This is a genomic window from Enterococcus sp. 10F3_DIV0382 (assembly GCF_002140245.1).
GTDB classification, from domain to species: Bacteria; Bacillota; Bacilli; order Lactobacillales; family Enterococcaceae; genus Enterococcus_B; species Enterococcus_B lactis.
Genome location: NZ_NGMF01000001.1, coordinates 1,883,693 through 1,903,017, shown reverse-complemented (window position 1 = coordinate 1,903,017; position 19,325 = coordinate 1,883,693). Strand labels below are relative to the sequence as shown.

Below are 19,325 nucleotides of genomic sequence, written 5' to 3'. Positions count from 1 at the left end.
GGTATAAGCTTCGTCCGCATGAGCAGTCGTTCCCATGAAGAATGCAGCGCCGGCAGCCAAAGTTGTTCCAAAAAGTAAAGTTTTAAGTGATGTCATGAAAAATCTCCTTTATTCGTTAAAAAGTTTTATTTGTTGTGTTCAACGAGGAATACTTTAACACGTGAAAATATTTCATAGGTAAAAGAAGCATGACAATTTATGACAAATCCTCGTTTTTTGTAATAAACACAGTAATTTATGAAATGAAAAGGATTACGTTTAAGAAAAACTAGTTTTTTTCATTTATTTTTACCATACATCTATATTTAAGAAAGTGTTAAGGTATATTTTTCTCTATGAAAAGTTTTTTCAGATACAAAAAAAGGAAGATTAAATGAGAATTTAATAGCGTTTCTATTAAAATTACAATCGTAATTTAAAAGTGCTTGACATTGCATGTGAAATCACTTACTTTTAGTGTGTAAAAAGATTAAATGAAGGAGCTACATAATGAAAAAGAAAATTATTGTTGGTGGGATCGTGGTTGCATTTTTATGTCTAATTGGCTTTACAGGCACGCGTTACGCAAATGAAATTATTTTGTGGGGTGGAGAGACAGATATCGATACAATCAATGAGAATCTGACACAGCTTGACCATACGTTGACAGATAAAGAGCAAACGATTACAGATCTTACCGCACAACTAGCACAAAAAGAACAGACATTGCAAGATTCAAAGGCAGATGTCCAAGAATACCAAGCAAAAGTAAATGAATTAGAAAACCAAAAAAATCAATTGGCAGCAGAAAAACAAAACTTAGAAAGCCAATTAGTCAGCAAGGATGCACAACTACAAAGCAAACAAAATGAAATCAATGCGAAACTAGACGAAATCAACCAAAAAAATGATGAAATCAATCGATTGAATGCAAATTGGACTGCAAGACTACAAGAAGCACAAGCAAAACTTTCAGAATTACAAAATACTGTAAATGGTTTGAACCAAAAAATCGCAACACTGACACAAGAAAAAGAAAATTTAGAAACTCAGTTAGCAGATACGCAAAAAAAATTAGACGAAGCAACTGCTGAAAACACAAGTTTGAAACAATATATTCAAAAGTTAGAAAAAGCAAAAGGCGAAGTGGAAGATACAGCTGATAAATCTCAACAAATCGTTGAAGAACATTTGAGTAAATAATCTTTTATGATAAGTAACCCTTGATCAGCAATGCGGCGACAGCAATTTATGCTGTTGCCGCTTTTTTGTTAATAAGTGGTCCTTCATCGTTGTGAGAAAAGTCATATGTTCTTTAAGAAAAATAGCTGGACAAAAAATTACAAGATAAAAAGTGTTTCCTCTTTACAAAAGGGAATATATGTTCGTATAATGGTGATAAGGTGAAGGCAATGGAGAAAAAATATGGAACAGTAGATAAAATCCGTACGTTGCAGGTCAGCGCCAGACCACTGATTCGTTTTAGCTTAAATGAGGTCAATTGTTTGATTGCTTCCCATAGTTTGAACTTCCTAGCTGAAGTAGACGAAGGGATGAAACTAGTTGTTACAGGATATTACAATAATAGAAAGCAATTCGTTGTGAGATCTTATCATGTGTTAGGAAAACCAAAAATTGTGGTAGAATATGAGAAAAGTCTATACCCAAGAAAAAAGGTCCAATAAGATGAAAGAATGAACGAGAAAAAGAAAAGCGGCTGAGACAAAAATGTCCTAGCCGCTTGTTTTGAAAGAAAAATGCAGACGATGGGATTTGAACCCACACGAGCGTACGCTCACAAGACCCTCAATCTTGCATGTCTGCCGTTCCATCACGTCTGCATAAATAATAACACAATAATGATAGCGGGGTTTTACATAGTTGTCAAGCTCAAAAAGTGGGAGGTCTTATGAAGATGGAGAAATATGACGGAGAATTTTCAGGACTGGGGATGATCCTAGGCATATTGATTGGCCTTGCATTTGGCCGTTTTCTATTTGGGTTGATGCTGGGAATTATTTGTGGGATTGCAATGGATTGGGCAGCAAATCTATGGAATGACTATCATGACCAGTAAGTTCTCAGCGCTTCTCTGCGTTTTTTTCGATACTTATGTTTTTCCTAAATAAGTGGCAAATTTTTCTAGGATGGAGTATGATATTGAAATAGTAAATAACAAAAAATTTGGAAAGTTCTAACTTTTTGAAATGAGGGATTGGCTAAGTGATGAGAGAATTTGAAAAATCCAACAAATTAGAAGGTGTTAGTTACGACGTTCGCGGTCCTGTTCTAGAAGAAGCAGAGCGTATGCAAGAAGAGGGCATCAGTATTTTAAAATTGAATACAGGAAATCCCGCACCTTTTGGATTCGAGGCACCAAACGAAGTCATTCGTGATTTGATCATGAATGCTCGTGATTCGGAAGGCTACTCAGACTCCAAGGGAATTTTTTCTGCTAGAAAAGCAATTGAGCAATATTGCCAACTGAAACATTTTCCGAATGTGACGATCAATGATATCTATACCGGAAACGGAGTCAGCGAACTGATCACGATGTGTATGCAAGGGTTGCTAGATAATGGAGATGAAGTACTGGTTCCAATGCCAGACTATCCGTTGTGGACTGCCTCGATTGCTTTAGCTGGAGGTACACCTGTTCATTATATTTGCGATGAAGAGGCAGAATGGTATCCTGATATTGATGATATCAAATCAAAAATAACGAGTCGGACAAAAGCGATCGTCATCATCAATCCTAATAATCCTACTGGGGCACTTTATTCAAAAGAATTATTAGAAGAAATAGTTGAAGTAGCCCGACAAAACAACCTGATTATTTATTCTGATGAAATCTATGACCGCTTAGTGATGGATGGCCTAGAACATATTCCGATTGCTACATTAGCGCCTGATTTGTTCGTTGTTACGCTGAATGGTCTATCTAAGTCTCATCGTGTGGCAGGCTTTCGAGTCGGCTGGATGGTCCTAAGCGGAGATAAATCACACGTCAAAGGCTATATAGAAGGGCTGAATATGTTGTCTTCCATGCGTTTGTGTTCTAACGTCTTGTCTCAGCAAATCATCCAAACGGCGCTGGGCGGTTATCAAAGTGTTGATGAGCTGCTCCTGCCAGGCGGAAGGATCTATGAGCAAAGAGAATATATCTATAATGCAATCAATGATATTCCTGGTCTTTCAGCTGTAAAACCAAAAGCTGCTTTTTATATATTCCCTAAAATCGATACAAAACGATTCAATATTTTGGATGATGAAAAATTCGTCTTGGACTTTTTACATGAACATCATATTCTGCTCGTGCACGGTGGCGGATTCAATTGGAACCAACCAGATCATTTTCGGATCGTCTATCTTCCTAAAATGGATGATTTGAAACAAACGGCTAAGAAAATGAGAGAATTTTTAGCGACATATCGACAAAAGTGACTTTAAAAAAAGCAAATTTTCCAGAAAGAGAGCCACAGACAAATATACTGAGGCTCTCTTTCTAATGGAGATCTCTTAAATAACTAAAGTCATATTATTTAGTTGCAAGTCTTTTCTTGAAGTTTGCGACTTCCTAAAGTAAAATACGGATAGAATGCGAATACGCATATTTTGGGGAGGATACTTATGGAAACGTTAATCGAGTCCTTTGGCACGATCATTAAAGAGATTCGAAAAGAACAAAAAATGACGCAAAAGATGCTTTCGCAAGATATTTGTTCACAAAGTGTACTAAGCCGGATCGAAAATAATGAGGAACTGCCAAATGTATTGGTGATGATGCAGATTTGTCAACGGCTAGGAGTAACGATTGATCATGTGATGAATCTCTCTCGAAAAACTACTCGGACAAACGATAAATTATTTGAACTGTTGGATAGTTGTTTCCAAAAACGTGATTATCGCAAGTTAGAACAAGTACTAAAATCTTCTGATATTTCTGAGAATCTGTATCAAGCAACTGACTTTCAACGATATTATTATTATCTCGGTGTTTGTGAATTCACGTTGCGTCAAAATATTTCTCAGTCTCTTTATTATTTAAAAGAAGCATTAAGCTACTCTAGCCAAAAAGAAAGAATCCATGTTTCTGACACAGAAATACAACTGATTAGTTGTATCGGAAAAATATATGGTGTGGCAGGAAAAACTGCTGAAGCCCGCTACTATTTGAGTCGAAGCATCCAACTGCTGCATCAATCAGCTGATGAACGATCAAAAAGTGAATTTTCGCAAATTTTTTATAATTATGGAAATTTCTTATTCCATCAAAATGAAATTGACGAAGCACTAGAGCAGGTGAACCAAGGGATCTATTGGGCTCAAGAGAAAAATAGTTACTATTATCTCAATGATTTATTTGTGCTTAAGAGCTTGATATATAAGCGTAAAGAAGAACCAGAAAGAGCAGCATTTTATGAAGGATTGGCACAAGCTGTGAAACAAATTTCAAAAAATCTATAAATGGTGTAGACCATTCTTGACTTCTTCTCTAAATAAGAGTACTTTAGAGGTAGAAAAACAAAGGGAGAGAATAGAATGAGAACTTTTATCTATGCTGACAAATTCTTTTTAGCGTCAGGCGTCAAAAATGCAGGCTATCTTGAAATTACCGATGGGCTTTTTGGTGAATACACCAAAGAACTACCTGAGGGAGAAGTCAACATCATTGACCAAAGCGGCAAATGGATTGCTCCTGGTTTGGTAGATACACATATTCACGGCTATATGAATCATGATGTAATGGACAACGATGCAGAAGGTATCAAAGTGATGTCTGAAGGTCTATTATCTTGTGGGGTGACTTCATTTTTACCAACAACATTGACGTCAAGCAAAGAACGTTTAAAAGATGTAGCTGAGACAATCGGCAAAATGTATCAGGAAGCACCAGGAGCTAAAATCAAAGGAATCTATTTTGAAGGTCCTTTCTTCACAGAAGAACACAAAGGGGCACAAAACCCAAGTTATTTCGGTGATCCTGATTTGGATACTTTCCATGAATGGCAAGAAGCTTCAGGCGGTTTGATCAAAAAAATTGCTTTAGCACCGGAACGTCAAGGTGTAGAAGAGTTTGTCAAACAAGTGACTGAAGAAGGTGTAGTTGTTTCTCTAGGGCACAGTAACGCTACGCTAGAAGAAGCGCAAAAAGCTGTTGAAGCAGGTGCCAGCGTGTTTGTCCATGCTTTCAATGGGATGCGCGGATTGAATCATCGCGAACCAGGTATGGTAGGTGCGTTATTATCTTTAGAACATGTCTTTTCTGAATTGATTTGTGACGGACATCATGTACATCCAAATGCGGCAGGAATTCTAATGGAAAAAGCAGGACATGAGCATGTTGCTTTAATTACAGACTGTATGATGGCCGGTGGGATGCCTGATGGAAATTACAATTTAGGTGAATTTCCGGTAGTAGTAAAAGAAGGAACGGCACGTTTGGAATCTGGTAACTTAGCTGGAAGTATCTTGAAATTGAAAGAAGCAATTAAGAATGTCGTGGATTGGGGACTTGCAACACCAGAGCAAGCAGTCATGATGGCTAGTCTGATTCCAGCAATCAGCTGTAAAATCGATGACACATGTGGAAAAATCGCTCAAGGACGCGACGCAGACTTTATCGTATTGAACCCTGATATGACATTGGAAGCAACTTATCTAGATGGTGTGGAACGCTTCCACGCATAATATAATCCAAGATAACCTTAAAACGAAACTTCTCAAGTTTGGTTTTAAGGTTTTTTTGTGTTCTAACGAATATCACTTTACATAAGTTTCAAAAGTTTCTTTAATTCCTTATTGTTCAACATTTAACAATATAAAGATAAAATAAAAAATGTTAATACGTATTAGCTAAATAAAAGCATTTTTTATTGTGAAAAAATGAACAAAAGTAGGAGGGGAAAGATGAACTTATTTGATGTTTTCCGATCGACTTTGACAGATATGTCGATTGTTAGTGCAATTACTTCAACAGTTTTTATTATATTATTAGGATTTATTTGTAGAAAAAAGGAAATTTTTTCTGAATCTGTTGGAAAAATCCTATCGAAAGTTGTCTTAACAGTGGCTCTACCAGCACTTGCATTTCGAGCTTTCATGCAAGATATCAATACAGAACTATTGATGCAAGGAATTAATGTGTTGATTTGGGGGTTAGTTATTTATATTATTCTTATTCTAGTTTCAAGACCTTTTTTCTTAAGTTATAAAGGGGATAAGCAATCAACGTTGCGTGTCCTGACAATCTTTGGTTCTACGACCTTTTTCGGGACACCAATCGTCAGTGCGATTTATGGACCGGTCGGCGTGATGTATTCCTCAATTTTCAACATTGGTTATCGGATCTTTTTGTATTCTTATGGATACATAAAAATGAGTGGCTTGAAGATGGAAGCCAAAAATATCAAAGCGATGTTCGTTAATCCAATCATCATCGCTACTTTTGCCGGCCTTTTCATTTGGCTTTTCCAAGGATATCTTCCACAAGTGTCAATCACAGGTGCAGAAGGAGAGATAAGCCAAGTAGCGTTTTTGCGAATTGACCAGACAGCACCTTGGCTATTTCAGCCAATGGATTATTTAGCTGGTTTAAGTTCGCCATTGGCATGGCTAGCAATCGGCGCAACATTAGGTGAAGTAAGTTTCAAAAAAGCTGCTTCTGAAAAAACATCATGGTATTACAGTTTAGTCAAAGTGGTATTTGTACCTGCGTTGAATATCGTGATTTTAGCAGTTTTGACGGCAACAAATATTCTACCGGTCAATTTTGAAGCACTGGCAACGATTGTTATTATGATGGCTACACCAGCCGCAACTGTGGCAGCAGCCTATGCTATCAGTTTTGATAGGGAGGCACTTTTAGCCTCTAATGCATCCTTACTGTCAACTATTTTTGCTGTAGTACTGACACCTGTATGGATCGTTGTATTGCAAATGATTCACGGCATAGGTTTGTTTTAATAGGAAATGGAGGAGGAAAGTATGAGAATCGCATGTTATGGTGTTCGTCCGAATGAGATCGATTTTTTTGAGCAATTGAATGTTTACCATTATGAACTGAGTCTTTATGAAGAACTACTGACGCATGACAATATTGAATCAGCTAAGGCCCATGACGCTGTACTGCTGAGAGGAAATTGTATAGCAGATGAGATCAATCTTGCAAAAATGCAGAAATATGGGATTCGCTATGTTTTTACCCGAACTGTGGGAGTCAATCATATCAATCTACAAGCGGCAGCTGATTTTGGTATGACAGTAGCCCGTGTACCATCATATTCGCCAAATGCTATAGCAGAATTATCTTTGACTTTTGCCATGATGCTTTTGAGAAATACAGCGTATACGACGATCCGAACATCTTTCAAAGATTTTCGAGTAGATGAACAAATGTTTAGCCGTGAAATCAGAAATTGCACAGTAGGTATCATAGGAACAGGCAGAATAGGATTGACGGAAGCGGTTTTGTTTAAGGGGCTAGGAGCCAAAGTAATCGGTTATGATATCCATCAGACAGAAGCTGCTAAAAAAGTATTGACGTTTCACTCACTCGAAGAATTGTTAGCAAAAAGCGATATCGTCAGTATCCATGTACCTCACATCCCAGGTGAAAACGATCAAATGATCAATGAAGGATTTTTGGCTCAAATGAAAAGAGGCAGTATCTTGATCAATACAGCTCGTGGAGAGCTTCAAGATAATGAAGCTATTTTAAGAGCTTTGAAAAGCAATCATTTAGCTGGTTTTGCAACCGATGTTTTTGCAAATGAAACAGATGTCTTTTTCCGATCCTTCAAGCCATGGGAGACGATTCCAGATCCTGCTATCCAGCAACTAGTAGAATTATACCCTAGAGTTCTTATAACCCCTCATGTAGGTTCAAATACAGATGAGGCATTGTCAAATATGATTTCGACAAGCTTCGAGAACTTCCACGAAATAATAGAAACTGGAAAAACGAAAAATGAGGTATCTCTTCCTAAAGCGCGTCAATTAAAGTAAGGAAACATGGGCACTCATCACTAATACTAATATGTTTAAAAATAGAGGTTGTGAAAAAGCTGCTCTGCATCAAGCAGTAAGAACAATCAGATAAAAATAGCACTCTATATTTTTCATCTGATTGGGATTAGTGCCGTAGATGCAAGCTTTTGAACACCATTTATTCGGAAAAAAGGCTGTGACAAGACTTTTGTCACAGCCTTTATTTAGTATTAGATAACTCGATGACTCAACAATAATCCGTGAGTTTTTTCCGCCCCTTCTTTGTCAATTCATAACAGGTTAGTGGTCGGCCAATCTCCAAATATCTGATTCTTTCATTCAGTATATCTTGTTCCACCAAAAAATTTAAATATTTCTTGACGGAGATACGTGAAAGTGCACTTTTTTGAGCCAGTTCTTTTGTTGAAAAAATAGTCTCTGCTTTTAGGATAGATGCACAGATTTTTTTTAAAGTCAGTTTTGACAGACCTTTAGGCAAATCAATGAATGAAGGTGCTTCGTGAATGGGAGTAGTATGGTTGAATACTTGATCGATCAATTTCTGATCTGCTTTTTCAGTCGTTTGGATCGTCTGAGAGAAAGCAAGGTATTTTTCAATCGCCAACTGGAAACGTTGCAAAGTGAAGGGTTTGATCAAATAATCTAAGGCACCATATCGAATCACATTTTTTATGGTTTCGATATCATCTGCAGCGGTTATCAAGATCACTGGGATATCATTTCCTTGCTGTCTCAGCCAAGATAAAAAATGGATACCACTTTCGCCAGGCATATATACATCAAGCAACAGCAGATCTGCGTTTTTTTGTCTGAAATATTTTTTTCCTTCTTCTACATTTCTGAAACTTTCGATTACGTTCATATTAGGTATACTTTCCACAAACGTACGATTCAATTCTGCAACCATTGGATCATCTTCAATTATTAAGACATTTGTCATCATTTTGATCTTCCTTTTTTGGTAATTCTAGATAGACGATTGTACCGCCATTTGCTTGTTTGGAAAATTCTAAGATCCCACCGTGACGTTTGACAATTGAATGGATGATATTCAACCCATATCCACGATTGATTCCTTTCGTCGAAAAACCTAGCGTAAATATTTTTTCTGAGATTTCTTCTGATATTCCGACACCGTCATCGCAGACGGTCACGATGAATACTTCCGCTTCTGTGTCATAGTTTAAATGGAGCCGAACCTGTCCGTTTCTTTCAGGCATTTGAAGTACGGCTTCTTTAGCATTATCAAGTAAGTTCCCTAACACTTGCAAAAGTGAATGGATGGAGTCGTCCATCTCCATTTTAGGGATAAAAGAATCGCTTTCTAACAACATTTCAACAGATTGTTCTTTGGCTTCATTTATTTTGCCTAATAAAAAACCGGCAATCGCAGGGACTTTGATCAGATTTGAGACTTGACCGATCTCTTTTTTATAATTTTGATTTAGCTGTTGGATAAAATGGGTGACTTCTTCATACTTCTTCAAGTCAATCAAGCCAGAAATGACGTGAAGTTTATTCATAAATTCATGAGTTTGGGCTCTCATAGAGTTTATATATTGTTTCGTCCCTCCGAGCTCCTCCATTAATTTCATTACTTCTGATCGATTTCGTAAAGTTGCGACTGCTCCTAAAAAACGGTCATTGCTAAAAAGAGGTGTAACGCTAGAAATAGTTTCTATCCCATTTAAATACATGGATTGAGTCCGAACAGTCGTTTGATGATCGATTGTCTCTTTAAACAATACGTCATATAGATTATCGCTGATTTTTTTTCCTACTTCGAAATCCGACAGCCGTTTTGTTTGATAGAAAATATTTTTTGCAGGTGTATTGATCAAGAGGATAGTTTTATCAGAAGAGATGGCCAGTATTCCTTCATCTACTTCATTTTCGATAATCGTTTTTTCGCTTAACTGTTCCGCTATTTCTTGCGGTTCAAGTCCAAGCAGTACTTTTTTCATTTTTTGGGCAAGAAAAACGGCGCCTATGATGCCTACGATAAGCCCGATGATCAATGAAAAAACAATCATTTTTTGTCCATCTTTGACCTGATTGTCGATCGTGTTGTTCGTCAAGCCAACACAAACTGCACCAATAATCTCTTGATCATAATAAATAGGGACGAAATAACGGAAGCCGAACCCTAACATTCCTTCTTTTTCAGAGAAAAATTCTTGTCCTCCAATCACTTTTTTCACATCTTCATGACTTGAGAAAGGAAGACCGATGTAACTTGGGTCTGCATGAGAATATCGAATGCCTTCAGGGTCCATGACAACAATAAAATCTAAATTCGATGCTACCATGATTTCATTTGTGATTCCTTGAATCACATGTGTCGGATCACCAGTCTGAAGCTTTTTTTGGATGAGTTTATCGCTGGCAACGATTTTAGCGATACTAGAGATTCTATCTGACACACTCGATCGGTTCATCGAAAGAATAAAATTCCTAATCAATATGGCAGAAACAATCAAAGAAACGAATGTGGAGAAACAAACGACAAGAATGATCGTATTTTGGAGCTTTAATGGTTTTTTCTTAAGGAAAGGAAACATAGGCTACCTCGAAAGAATTTATTGTGAAAATTTTAACATGAAAAACAAAAATTAACAAATTGGCATTGATAAATAGATGCTTTCTATGAATAAATACCTTTGAATTGGTGAAAGAAGCTATACAGAATTTTCAAACATTGGTATGATAGACGTAGAAATGGAAGGAGGCGTGTATATGATAGGGGGAATCGCACTTGAGACGATTTATTGGTATACATTGCTGATTTGTGCGGGGTTGGCAGTTCTTTTGATTATTTTTGGAGATGTCTTCGATTTTGATGGCCCACTTGATCCAATGCTTATTATACCCTGGCTAACTTTTACAAGTTTGTTTGGTTTTCTTGGTGAGCGTCTAACGGATCAATCCTCTTTATTTTTATTTATTGCCAGTGGAGCCATATCGACAGTTTTGGTATTTTTGCTTAATTTCTATCTATTGATGCCGATGAAACATGCCGAATCAACGATGTCGTCTTCTGAAAAGACTTTGGAAGGGCAAGTAGCTGTTGTGATCACACCAATCCCTGTACGGGGCATGGGAGAAATCCAATTAAAAAGTGTTACCGGTTCCATCAGTCGTCCTGCTTGTTTCTACAGCCCCCAAGAACAGATAGCGGAGCGGGGAACGAAAGTATTGATCATTGAGATCAAGGAAAGAATCTGTTATGTCATGCCTTATGAAAGCATGATAAAAGCTTAAAGGAGCGTATGTTAAATGGGAATACCAATTGTTTTTATCGCGATCGCAATCGCAGCGTTGATTTTGCTGATGCTACTGATCGTCTTTGTAGCGAAGTACCAAACAGCAAAACCAGATGAAGCGTTGATCATCAGTGGAAGTTATTTAGGAAGCAAAAATGTACACAAAGATGAAAGTAACAACAAAATCAAAATCGTGCGAGGAGGCGGAGCGTTCGTCTTGCCGGTTTTCCAACGTTCGAATCGAATCAGTCTATTATCCAGCAAATTGGACGTTTCTACTCCAGAAGTGTATACAGAACAAGGTGTACCGGTGATGTGTGACGGTACTTCGATCATCAAAATTGGTTCTTCTGTAGAAGAGATTGCTACAGCAGCAGAACAGTTTTTAGGTAAGACTAGAGAAGAATTGGAGAATGAAGCAAGAGAAGTATTGGAAGGTCACTTACGCTCGATTCTAGGTTCTATGACTGTAGAAGAAATCTACCAAAATCGTGATAAGTTCAGTCAAAGCGTACAAGAAGTCGCTTCTGTAGACCTTGCAAAAATGGGATTGATCATTGTTTCTTTCACTATCAAAGAGGTCAGAGACAAAAATGGTTATCTCGACTCTTTAGGGAAACCAAGAATCGCCCAAGTCAAAAGAGATGCAGATATAGCAGAAGCAGAAGCTTTAAAAGAAACGCGTATCAAAAAAGCTCAAGCAGAAAAAGAATCACAAGCAGCTGAATTACAACGACAAACAGAAATTGCAGAATCATTGAAAGAAAAAGAATTGAAACTAGCAACCTACAAACAAGAACAAGATGTTGCTAAAGCGAAAGCAGACCAAGCCTACAACTTGGAAAGTGCCAGAGCACAACAACAAGTAATCGAGCAAGAAATGCAGATCAAAATCATAGAACGTCAAAAACAAATCGAATTGGAAGAAAAAGAAATTACACGTCGAGAAAAGCAATATGATTCGGAAGTGAAGAAAAAAGCAGATGCCGATCGTTACGCTAAAGAACAAGAAGCACAAGCTCAAAAAGTCAAAGAAGTGACCGAAGCCGAAGCCGAACGTTTCCGTGTGGAAGCACTAGCAGAAGCAGAAGCCAATAAGACAAGGTTAGCTGGACAGGCAGAAGCAGAAGCAGCATTAGCAAAAGGAAAAGCAGAAGCCGAAGCAAAACAAAAAATTGCCAATGCCTTCAAGGAATATGGCGAAGCAGCTGTCTTGAGTATGGTTATCGATATGCTACCGCAATTGATGCGCGAAGCAGCACAGCCGCTAGGAAATATCGAAAAAATCTCTGTTGTCGATACAGGAAACAGCTCAGGAGAAACCAGTGGAGCGAACCGAGTGACAAATTATGCCACAAACTTGCTTTCTACTACTCAAGAAACATTAAAAGCGACAACAGGACTTGACTTGAAGGAAATCGTAGAGAATTTGTCGACACGTGGGACTACTAGCCAAGTAAATATGTATGAAGCGCCAAAAGAGGCAGAACAACACGCGATGAAGGAAGAATAAAGTAGTACACTTCACCGATCAATAAAAAATGGAGGAAGACTTTTCAAGTTCTTCTCTCCATTTTTTATGTTATTTCAAAAGAAAATCAGTCCTCGCTATTTTTCTTTTGTTTTTGGATCTTAGCTTCTATCTCTTGTAAACTTGTTCGCAGCAATCGTTCTTTCTTTTGGAGTTCGACCAAATCTTCTGATAGTTCTTCCTTCTTTTCTGTTTCAGGCGGACGAAGAAAGAAATTGATACCAATCGCAATGAATGTTCCTATAAAAGTATCTAGTACTCGTTGGATCGCGTACAAAGCAGATTCACCTTGAGGGATACTCAATGCAATCAGCAATAACGTAGCGATTGCGGAAATGATGCCAGAATTATTGTTGATGCCATCTGACACGACAATTACAATAATTACTAGAATAGGAAGCAGGATCAATTCTACCAAAAAATCATTGTGAAAATAGCTTTTGACAAAAAAATAAATGATAGCTAGTGTACCACCTAATGTGTTGCCAATGATCCTAGATTTTCCAAAAGAAACGGTTGTAGTCAAGTCCTGACGCAAAGAAAAAACAGCAGATAATGCAGCAATCATTGGGATTCCTCGTTGAGTCAAATGAAAAAACAAGATACATAAAAAAACAGCTAAGGCACTTTTGATCGTACGCATACCTAGTCGAAAACGGCCAAATTGCATAGAGATTCTCCTTTTTGGTCTTTTTACTATCATACCTAAACTTTTGTCTGATAGCTAGTTTTTCATTATTCAAGTATAATTAAAATAAAAAGAGGGGGAAGTAAATGCGTATAGGAATGCGAACAGTCAAAACAGTGATCAGTGTCTTCTTTTCGATGGTCACAGCGGGTAGCTTATCGCTGTTGTATTGGCCAGCAGCAGGAATCATTGCATTATTGAGTGTGGGAAATACAAAACGCTCTACATTGCGTACAGGGATGAATCGAATCGCAGCCTTTATACTAGCTACAGCAACAGCGCTGTTCAGTTTTTTTGCTGTTGGGTATACTATTTTTGGCTTCAGTCTTTTTTTATTCCTGTTCATCCCGCTTGCCTCTCGCTTCAAATTAACTGAAGGAATCGTCGTAAATTCGGTTTTGGTCACTCATTATTTAGTGGAGGAAAACATGTCTTGGCAGCTGATCGGCAATGAAGCGGGTTTAATGGCGATTGGATTAGTATTTGCTTTGCTTGCGAATGTCTATATGCCAGATCGTACGAAACAGCTGAAGGAAAACCAAATACAGATCGAAAAAGAATTTCGGAATATCTTGAGACAAATGGCAGAATTTTTTTTATCGGAAAATAAAGGAGATGTGCAGATCAAATGCGAACATTTGCTGACATTCATTCGCGAAAGCCAAGAAGATGCCAGAGAACATCAAGAAAACTACTGGCTCAGACAGCCGCTATACTATGAAACTTATTTCTCTATGAGACGAGCACAGGTCAATGTGATTAAAGACATGTTGGAAAATCTAGAGCGGATCCAACAACCCGCTTATTATGGAAAACATATCTACGGTTTATTGATTTATACGGCAGAAACATTTTCAGAGTCAAATGATGGCAGACAAATCTTAGCACGTATTGAAGAAGTTTATGTATTGTATCGGCAAATGCCTCTGCCGACTAGCCGCCCTGAATTCGAGGACCGAGCAGAATTGTTCCAGTTTTTGCAGTCTTTTAAAAGTTTTATTGAAATCAAGGCAGAATTCTCCCAACAAAAAATCAAAAAATAGAGGTTTTGAATTCAGCTAATACTTAGGTCAAAGCGCTGATTTCACAACCTCTTCCTTAAACGGTGTTCTCCTGCCAACTCCTCGGTCACAAGTCACAATATTCAACAAACATGAGAAGCTGTTTTTTGAAATTGCTCCTTGTGACTCGGAGCTGAACGGCAGGCTCACAACCTCTTGGTAAACAAGCTTGCATCTACTGGAATAAGTCCAGCCAAACGAAAAATAGGAGGAGCTATTTTTGTTTGGCTGTTCTTATTACTTGATGCAGACCAGCTTTTTCACGACCTTTTAAAATTACATATTTTGCCATAAAACTTGCATTTGATCCAAGATGTCGATGACATCTTTTGTCAAGAAGAGAGAACGATTTGGCAAGTCACCTTCGATCATGTGTACCATATTGTTTATTTCGTAATTCATGGCTTCAGAAGTACTTCCGCTTTCGATGAATTCCTTCGTACCGTCTGTAAATAGGATCTCCGCACGATCCGCACGAGGATAATCAGCAATCGTCACATAGCCGTTTTCAAAGGCAACGATCCCGACTTTTGGCATTTTTGCCTGAAAAGTCAAGCTGACAGCAGCAAGTTCATTTTCTTTGTTGCGCAAAATAGTGACTGATTGCTCGTCTACGCCTGTTTCAAAAGGGACCATTGTAGAGGCAACTACTTCAGGCTGAGAACTCAAAAAGAAACGAGCAAAAGATACCGCATACGTACCGATATCCAATAGAGCTCCACCAGCTAATTCAGGATTGAAGAATCGGTTTTCTGGATCTGGTTCCTTATAACTGCCGAAAGGTGCTTGGATCATTTTTAAAGCCCCTAGTTTTCCTGTATCCATTATTGAACGTAATTGCTGATAAAGCGGCATGTTGAAGATAGTCATGGCTTCTGCTAAAATCAGATTCTTTTCTTCTGCTAAACGCATAGCGTCAGCTAGTTCTTTTTTGTTCATCGTGATAGCTTTTTCGCATAAGACGTGTTTGCCTGCTTCCAATGCTGCCAAGATATGGTCGATATGCTGTTTATTTGGTACAGCAATGTATATGATGTCGATTTCAGCATCGTCTAACATTTCTTGATAGCTTCCGTAAGCTTTTGGAATATTGTAACGGTGTGCGAATTTTTCCGCTTTTTCTGAAGTTCTGGAAGCAACCGCTGTTAGTTCACTTGTCTCTTGATTGAAGCTTTCGGCAAACTCATGTGCGATGATACCGAGACCCACGATTCCCCATTGATATTTTTTCATCTGAAAATGCTCCTTCATAGTTAGATTGAGATTCTTTTCTGTCTATTATTATAACAAAAATCACGAAGAATGAAGGGGAGAGGACTTGAAACATTAAAAAAAATGAAAGCAGCGATTTAACAGGTGCTTTTTGACTAAAACTTAAGTAGAATAGTTAAAAGGAGGGGATAAACGTGCATCAAGTATATATTGATCTTATTATGAGTGTATTATTGGAACAGTTTGAAACTGAAAAAAATTTTTTAGATGAATACTTGCTGATCAGCCCAGAACAATGGCAAAAATGGAAAGATGGCGAGAAAAATTTGCCTTCTGAAGCGATGCAGAAAGTAAAAAATCTTTTCACTGATTATGAATGGATGCTTACGCAAAAGATTTTGCGTCAAACGATTATTTTTCCCGAGAAACGAAATATTGCTGTTGCAGAGTATAAACAAATTAAAACACGTATCGCGCAAAAATGGCTAAGCAGCAAAGCAGCAAAAGTCGAGCTGATCCCTTTGAAAAACAATCAGCAGGCTGGTAGATACCTTGACTTGAAAGTAAGTATTCAATATGATGAATGGGGCTATGATGATATTTTGAATTTTCGTTTGCCAGCAGATGTTCAAAAACAGATTGAAGGAGAAAAAATCGAACTTCTTGATTGGGTGAATGAAAATCTGGAAGAAACTTACGTTCATGATACGAACGGGGAACGTGAAGAACAACGAAAGGATTTTTCAAGTGAATAAATTTTTAGGATTTGGAGCAGTTGTGATTATGATCGCAGCAATGGGCTATGTTATTTTTAGCGATGATGACGCGCATGTTCAAGCCGGCAATCAAACGGTCGAACGAACAAGCACCAAAACAACTGCTAGTAAAGAAAAGAACAGTCAAACAACAAGCAGCAAGGCAAAGGACAAAGAAACACAAGATCGTACATCCAAACAATTGCCAGATGTTAAAACAGACGATTGGCAACTAGTTTTGGTTGGTCCAGATCACAAATTAGAAAAAGAAATCGATGAGTCTACTCAATTGGCATCATTGAGTAATGGATATTTGATCGACAAACGCATTGCTCCGGAATATGAAGCATTTGCTAAGGCTGCCGAAGCAGCTGGGTTTCCGTTAGTTATGGTCTCAGCTTACCGGTCTGTATCATCCCAACAACAAGTTTTCGAACAAAATGTCCAAGATGTGATGAGTCGTCAAGGTGTATCAGAAGAGGAGGCGACAAAAATCACTAAAGAAACGATTACGGAGCCGGGATACAGCGAACACCACACAGGTCTGGCAGTCGATGTCGTCGATCAAAACTGGTACAACAGTTATCCTTCTACTGTATTGGATGCAAGTTACGGAGATCAGCCTGGAGCTAAATGGATCGCAGATAATGCTGCCCAGTATGGATTTATCGTTCGTTATCCAAAAGGACGCGAAGATATAACTAAAATCACATATGAACCTTGGCACTTACGTTATGTCGGTAAAGAAAATGCTGAGTATATCACCAAACACCAATTGACGCTAGAAGAATATCTGAATGAATTAAATGAAAAGTAGGAATTGATCATGGCGAAAAAAAAGTGGAAAAAGCAAAAGCGCAAGAACATCCGTTGGCCAGCAGTGGTTGCCGGTGTAGTAGTGATACTCCTAGCCTTTGTTTTTTCCTTGAAGAATCTGTCTTCTCCTTTTACTGATAATCAGCAAGAAAATGAAGCGCAATCCCATCAGCAATTTATTGAACGGCTTGTTCCACATGCCCAAGAACTACAAGATGGTTATGGAGTGCTTCCTAGTATCATTTTAGGACAAGCTATATTAGAATCGAATTGGGGAAAAAGTACCTTGGCTAGCAAATACAATAATCTTTTCGGGATCAAGGCTTATGGGGATCAGAAGAAAGTAAGCCTGGAAACAAAGGAATTTGTTAATGAAGAATGGATAACTATCCAAGGAGACTTCAAAGTGTATGATTCATGGGAACAGTCCATGGATGACCATACACAACTGTTCGTCCAAGGAGTAGATTGGAATCCTGCACTGTATGAAAAAGTTATTACGGCCACCAATTATCAGGAAGCCGCACAAGCATTGCAAGAGGCAGGTTATGCGACAGACCCCGGTTATGCGCAAAAAATCATCCAGGTCATCGAGACGTACCAGTTGAATCAGTATGACCGGAGATAGCAAAGGAGAAGTGGCTGATGGCAGAACAATTTACGCCGGAAATCATGACGGAATTGAGAAAAGATATCGTAAGAGTACCGGAAATCATTTTAGAAGCAAGCGGGATCAAGATATTTGGAAAATTGATTCGTTCGATCATCTTTACTACGGATATCGCAATCATACGAAATACAAATGCAAATGCAGTAATTGCTGTGTATCCTTTTACACCACATCCAGCAATTACTAAAAGTATCATTGAGGCAGCTGATATTCCAGTTTTTTCCGGTGTAGGAGGCGGATTGACACAAGGTGCTCGTTCTTCTTACATGAGCATGTTTGCAGAAGCGCAAGGTTCTTTAGGGGTTGTTTTGAATGGTCCTACGCCTTTAGAGACAGTGAAAGAAGTTTGTCGAGTAGTTGATATCCCAGTTATCAGTACGGTAACATCGAAATATACGGAAATTGATGAAAAGTTAGCAGCTGGTATTTCGATTATCAATATCAGTGCGGGAAAAGAAACTGTAGAAGCAGTACGTCATTTTCGTAAAAAGTATCCTGAACTTCCTATCATTGCGACAGGCGGTCCAACGGAAGAAAGTATTGCTGAGACCATTCAAGCAGGAGCAAATGCCATCACGTATACGCCGCCAAGTAGCGGAGAGCTTTTTAGTCGTAAAATGGAAAAATATCGGGAAACTGAGAAAAAGAATCATGAATAACAGGTGAGAATCAAAAGACGAGGAAGAGCAGATAGTGGCTCTTCCTCGTCTTTTGTACTCCAGTACTATTTGTTCAGAATTCAAAAAAAGAGAAATTTTTTTGTTTTTTTATCTGTAATGTACATAAGAATAGTTAAAATCTTTTGTTATTATTAGCATTCTAACAAAAAAATGTCTTGATTTATTGAAGCGCTTTCTATAGAATGAAAAACGAATAAAAACTAAAAAAGGCACCCGGCAATTTAGTAGCAGCTAAATCACCGGGGCTTGAAAAGTCAGCGGGAACTGACCAATCAAGTTGCCATAGTCAATGCTTGTGCATCAACGTGTATATTGTACCTAATTTCATACAGAATTACTAGTTATTTTTTCTGATTTTTTAGGGAATAATATACGCAGAGTGGCACGCTTATTTAGCTATGTCAAGGATATTGGACGGTTGTCTGATATCCTTTTTCTTTGCGCAATTATCCTCCCATCATTGAAGCAAGAAGCATTTGTAGCAATGGAAAAAAATCAGCACTATCTAATTTTCCTTGAAAGTATTGAGTTGTTCATCCTAGGCAGAACAAAAAGGCAAGCCTTGGTTTTTATTCGCCTTTAAAAAAGAGGATTTTATAAATATATACTGTATAAGAATACAGTATATTGAAAAATGTCAATGGAAGTAGAGGTGTAGGA

At 38.0% G+C, this 19,325-nt stretch carries 19 protein-coding genes and 1 tRNA gene; 15 read left to right on the top strand and 5 right to left on the bottom strand.

Translation table 11 applies throughout. The annotated features are described in order from the left end of the window. Positions 1–489: 489 nt before the first annotated feature. Both A5849_RS09550 and A5849_RS09545 read left to right on the top strand, forming a co-directional pair. The gene (locus tag A5849_RS09550) at positions 490–1,182 is read left to right on the top strand and encodes a hypothetical protein (protein WP_002309519.1); all 693 of its coding nucleotides are present in this window, start codon (positions 490–492) and stop codon (positions 1,180–1,182) included. A 209-nt stretch (positions 1,183–1,391) separates the two neighbouring features. After that, positions 1,392–1,664 (top strand): hypothetical protein, encoded by a 273-nt coding sequence (locus A5849_RS09545; protein WP_002313858.1) that lies wholly within the window; start codon positions 1,392–1,394, stop codon positions 1,662–1,664. Positions 1,665–1,737: 73 nt separating this feature from the next. On the opposite strand, the gene A5849_RS09540 is transcribed toward A5849_RS09545, so the two are convergent. Then, a tRNA-Leu gene (locus tag A5849_RS09540) sits at positions 1,738–1,820 on the bottom strand. A gap of 74 nt (positions 1,821–1,894) precedes the next feature. On the opposite strand from A5849_RS09540, the gene A5849_RS14970 reads away from it, so the two are divergent. The 6 genes from A5849_RS14970 (at position 1,895) to A5849_RS09515 (ending at position 7,986) form a co-directional block, all read left to right on the top strand. After that, positions 1,895–2,056 carry a hypothetical protein gene (locus A5849_RS14970; protein ID WP_002335007.1) on the top strand — a complete coding sequence of 54 codons (162 nt, stop codon included), beginning with the start codon at positions 1,895–1,897 and terminating at the stop codon, positions 2,054–2,056. A 149-nt stretch (positions 2,057–2,205) separates the two neighbouring features. Beyond that, entirely contained in the window at positions 2,206–3,423 is a 1,218-nt protein-coding gene (locus tag A5849_RS09535) for a pyridoxal phosphate-dependent aminotransferase (RefSeq protein WP_002309514.1), read from the top strand. 186 nt (positions 3,424–3,609) lie between these two features. Further along, positions 3,610–4,446: a helix-turn-helix domain-containing protein gene (locus A5849_RS09530; protein WP_002292704.1), complete on the top strand. Its 837-nt coding sequence runs from the start codon at positions 3,610–3,612 to the stop codon at positions 4,444–4,446. 75 nt (positions 4,447–4,521) lie between these two features. Continuing rightward, positions 4,522–5,670, top strand: coding sequence for an N-acetylglucosamine-6-phosphate deacetylase (nagA, locus tag A5849_RS09525; protein WP_002292705.1), 1,149 nt, complete (start codon positions 4,522–4,524; stop codon positions 5,668–5,670). Between the two features lie 219 nt (positions 5,671–5,889). Continuing rightward, positions 5,890–6,945 (top strand): AEC family transporter, encoded by a 1,056-nt coding sequence (locus A5849_RS09520; protein ID WP_002309513.1) that lies wholly within the window; start codon positions 5,890–5,892, stop codon positions 6,943–6,945. Between the two features lie 21 nt (positions 6,946–6,966). After that, positions 6,967–7,986, top strand: coding sequence for a 2-hydroxyacid dehydrogenase (locus tag A5849_RS09515; protein ID WP_002309512.1), 1,020 nt, complete (start codon positions 6,967–6,969; stop codon positions 7,984–7,986). Positions 7,987–8,215: 229 nt separating this feature from the next. Here the strand turns inward: A5849_RS09515 and A5849_RS09510 are convergent, their stop codons facing one another. Next, positions 8,216–8,932, bottom strand: coding sequence for a response regulator (locus A5849_RS09510; protein ID WP_002345062.1), 717 nt, complete (start codon positions 8,930–8,932; stop codon positions 8,216–8,218). Further along, entirely contained in the window at positions 8,907–10,550 is a 1,644-nt protein-coding gene (locus A5849_RS09505) for an ATP-binding protein (protein ID WP_002309510.1), read from the bottom strand. The genes A5849_RS09510 and A5849_RS09505 overlap by 26 nt, the downstream gene beginning before the upstream one ends. Before the next feature lie 175 nt (positions 10,551–10,725). On the opposite strand from A5849_RS09505, the gene A5849_RS09500 reads away from it, so the two are divergent. Continuing rightward, a complete protein-coding gene (locus tag A5849_RS09500; protein ID WP_002292922.1) occupies positions 10,726–11,250 on the top strand; it encodes an NfeD family protein in 525 nt (174 codons plus the stop codon). A gap of 15 nt (positions 11,251–11,265) precedes the next feature. Continuing rightward, on the top strand, positions 11,266–12,765 hold the full coding sequence (locus A5849_RS09495; protein ID WP_002309508.1) for a flotillin family protein: 1,500 nt from the start codon (positions 11,266–11,268) through the stop codon (positions 12,763–12,765). A gap of 85 nt (positions 12,766–12,850) precedes the next feature. Here the strand turns inward: A5849_RS09495 and A5849_RS09490 are convergent, their stop codons facing one another. Then, positions 12,851–13,453: an aromatic acid exporter family protein gene (locus tag A5849_RS09490; RefSeq protein WP_002292924.1), complete on the bottom strand. Its 603-nt coding sequence runs from the start codon at positions 13,451–13,453 to the stop codon at positions 12,851–12,853. Between the two features lie 104 nt (positions 13,454–13,557). Here A5849_RS09490 and A5849_RS09485 point away from each other — a divergent pair, with 104 nt between their 5' ends. Next, complete coding sequence (locus A5849_RS09485; protein ID WP_002309507.1) at positions 13,558–14,514, top strand: aromatic acid exporter family protein; 957 nt, start codon at positions 13,558–13,560, stop codon at positions 14,512–14,514. Between the two features lie 294 nt (positions 14,515–14,808). Here the strand turns inward: A5849_RS09485 and A5849_RS09475 are convergent, their stop codons facing one another. Beyond that, positions 14,809–15,765, bottom strand: a complete 957-nt coding sequence (locus A5849_RS09475) for a Gfo/Idh/MocA family protein (RefSeq protein WP_086310059.1) — start codon at positions 15,763–15,765, stop codon at positions 14,809–14,811. Positions 15,766–15,938: 173 nt separating this feature from the next. Between A5849_RS09475 and A5849_RS09470 the strand changes: the two genes are divergently transcribed. The 4 genes from A5849_RS09470 to A5849_RS09455 are packed head-to-tail and all read left to right on the top strand — an operon-like array spanning position 15,939 to position 18,644. Continuing rightward, positions 15,939–16,499, top strand: a complete 561-nt coding sequence (locus tag A5849_RS09470) for a hypothetical protein (protein ID WP_002293272.1) — start codon at positions 15,939–15,941, stop codon at positions 16,497–16,499. Beyond that, entirely contained in the window at positions 16,492–17,316 is an 825-nt protein-coding gene (locus A5849_RS09465) for a D-alanyl-D-alanine carboxypeptidase family protein (RefSeq protein WP_002344160.1), read from the top strand. Before A5849_RS09470 ends, A5849_RS09465 begins: the two co-directional genes overlap by 8 nt. Positions 17,317–17,325: 9 nt before the next feature. After that, positions 17,326–17,943, top strand: a complete 618-nt coding sequence (locus tag A5849_RS09460) for a glycoside hydrolase family 73 protein (protein ID WP_002309502.1) — start codon at positions 17,326–17,328, stop codon at positions 17,941–17,943. Between the two features lie 17 nt (positions 17,944–17,960). Beyond that, complete coding sequence (locus tag A5849_RS09455; protein WP_002316196.1) at positions 17,961–18,644, top strand: hypothetical protein; 684 nt, start codon at positions 17,961–17,963, stop codon at positions 18,642–18,644. The last annotated feature ends 681 nt before the right edge of the window (positions 18,645–19,325 follow it).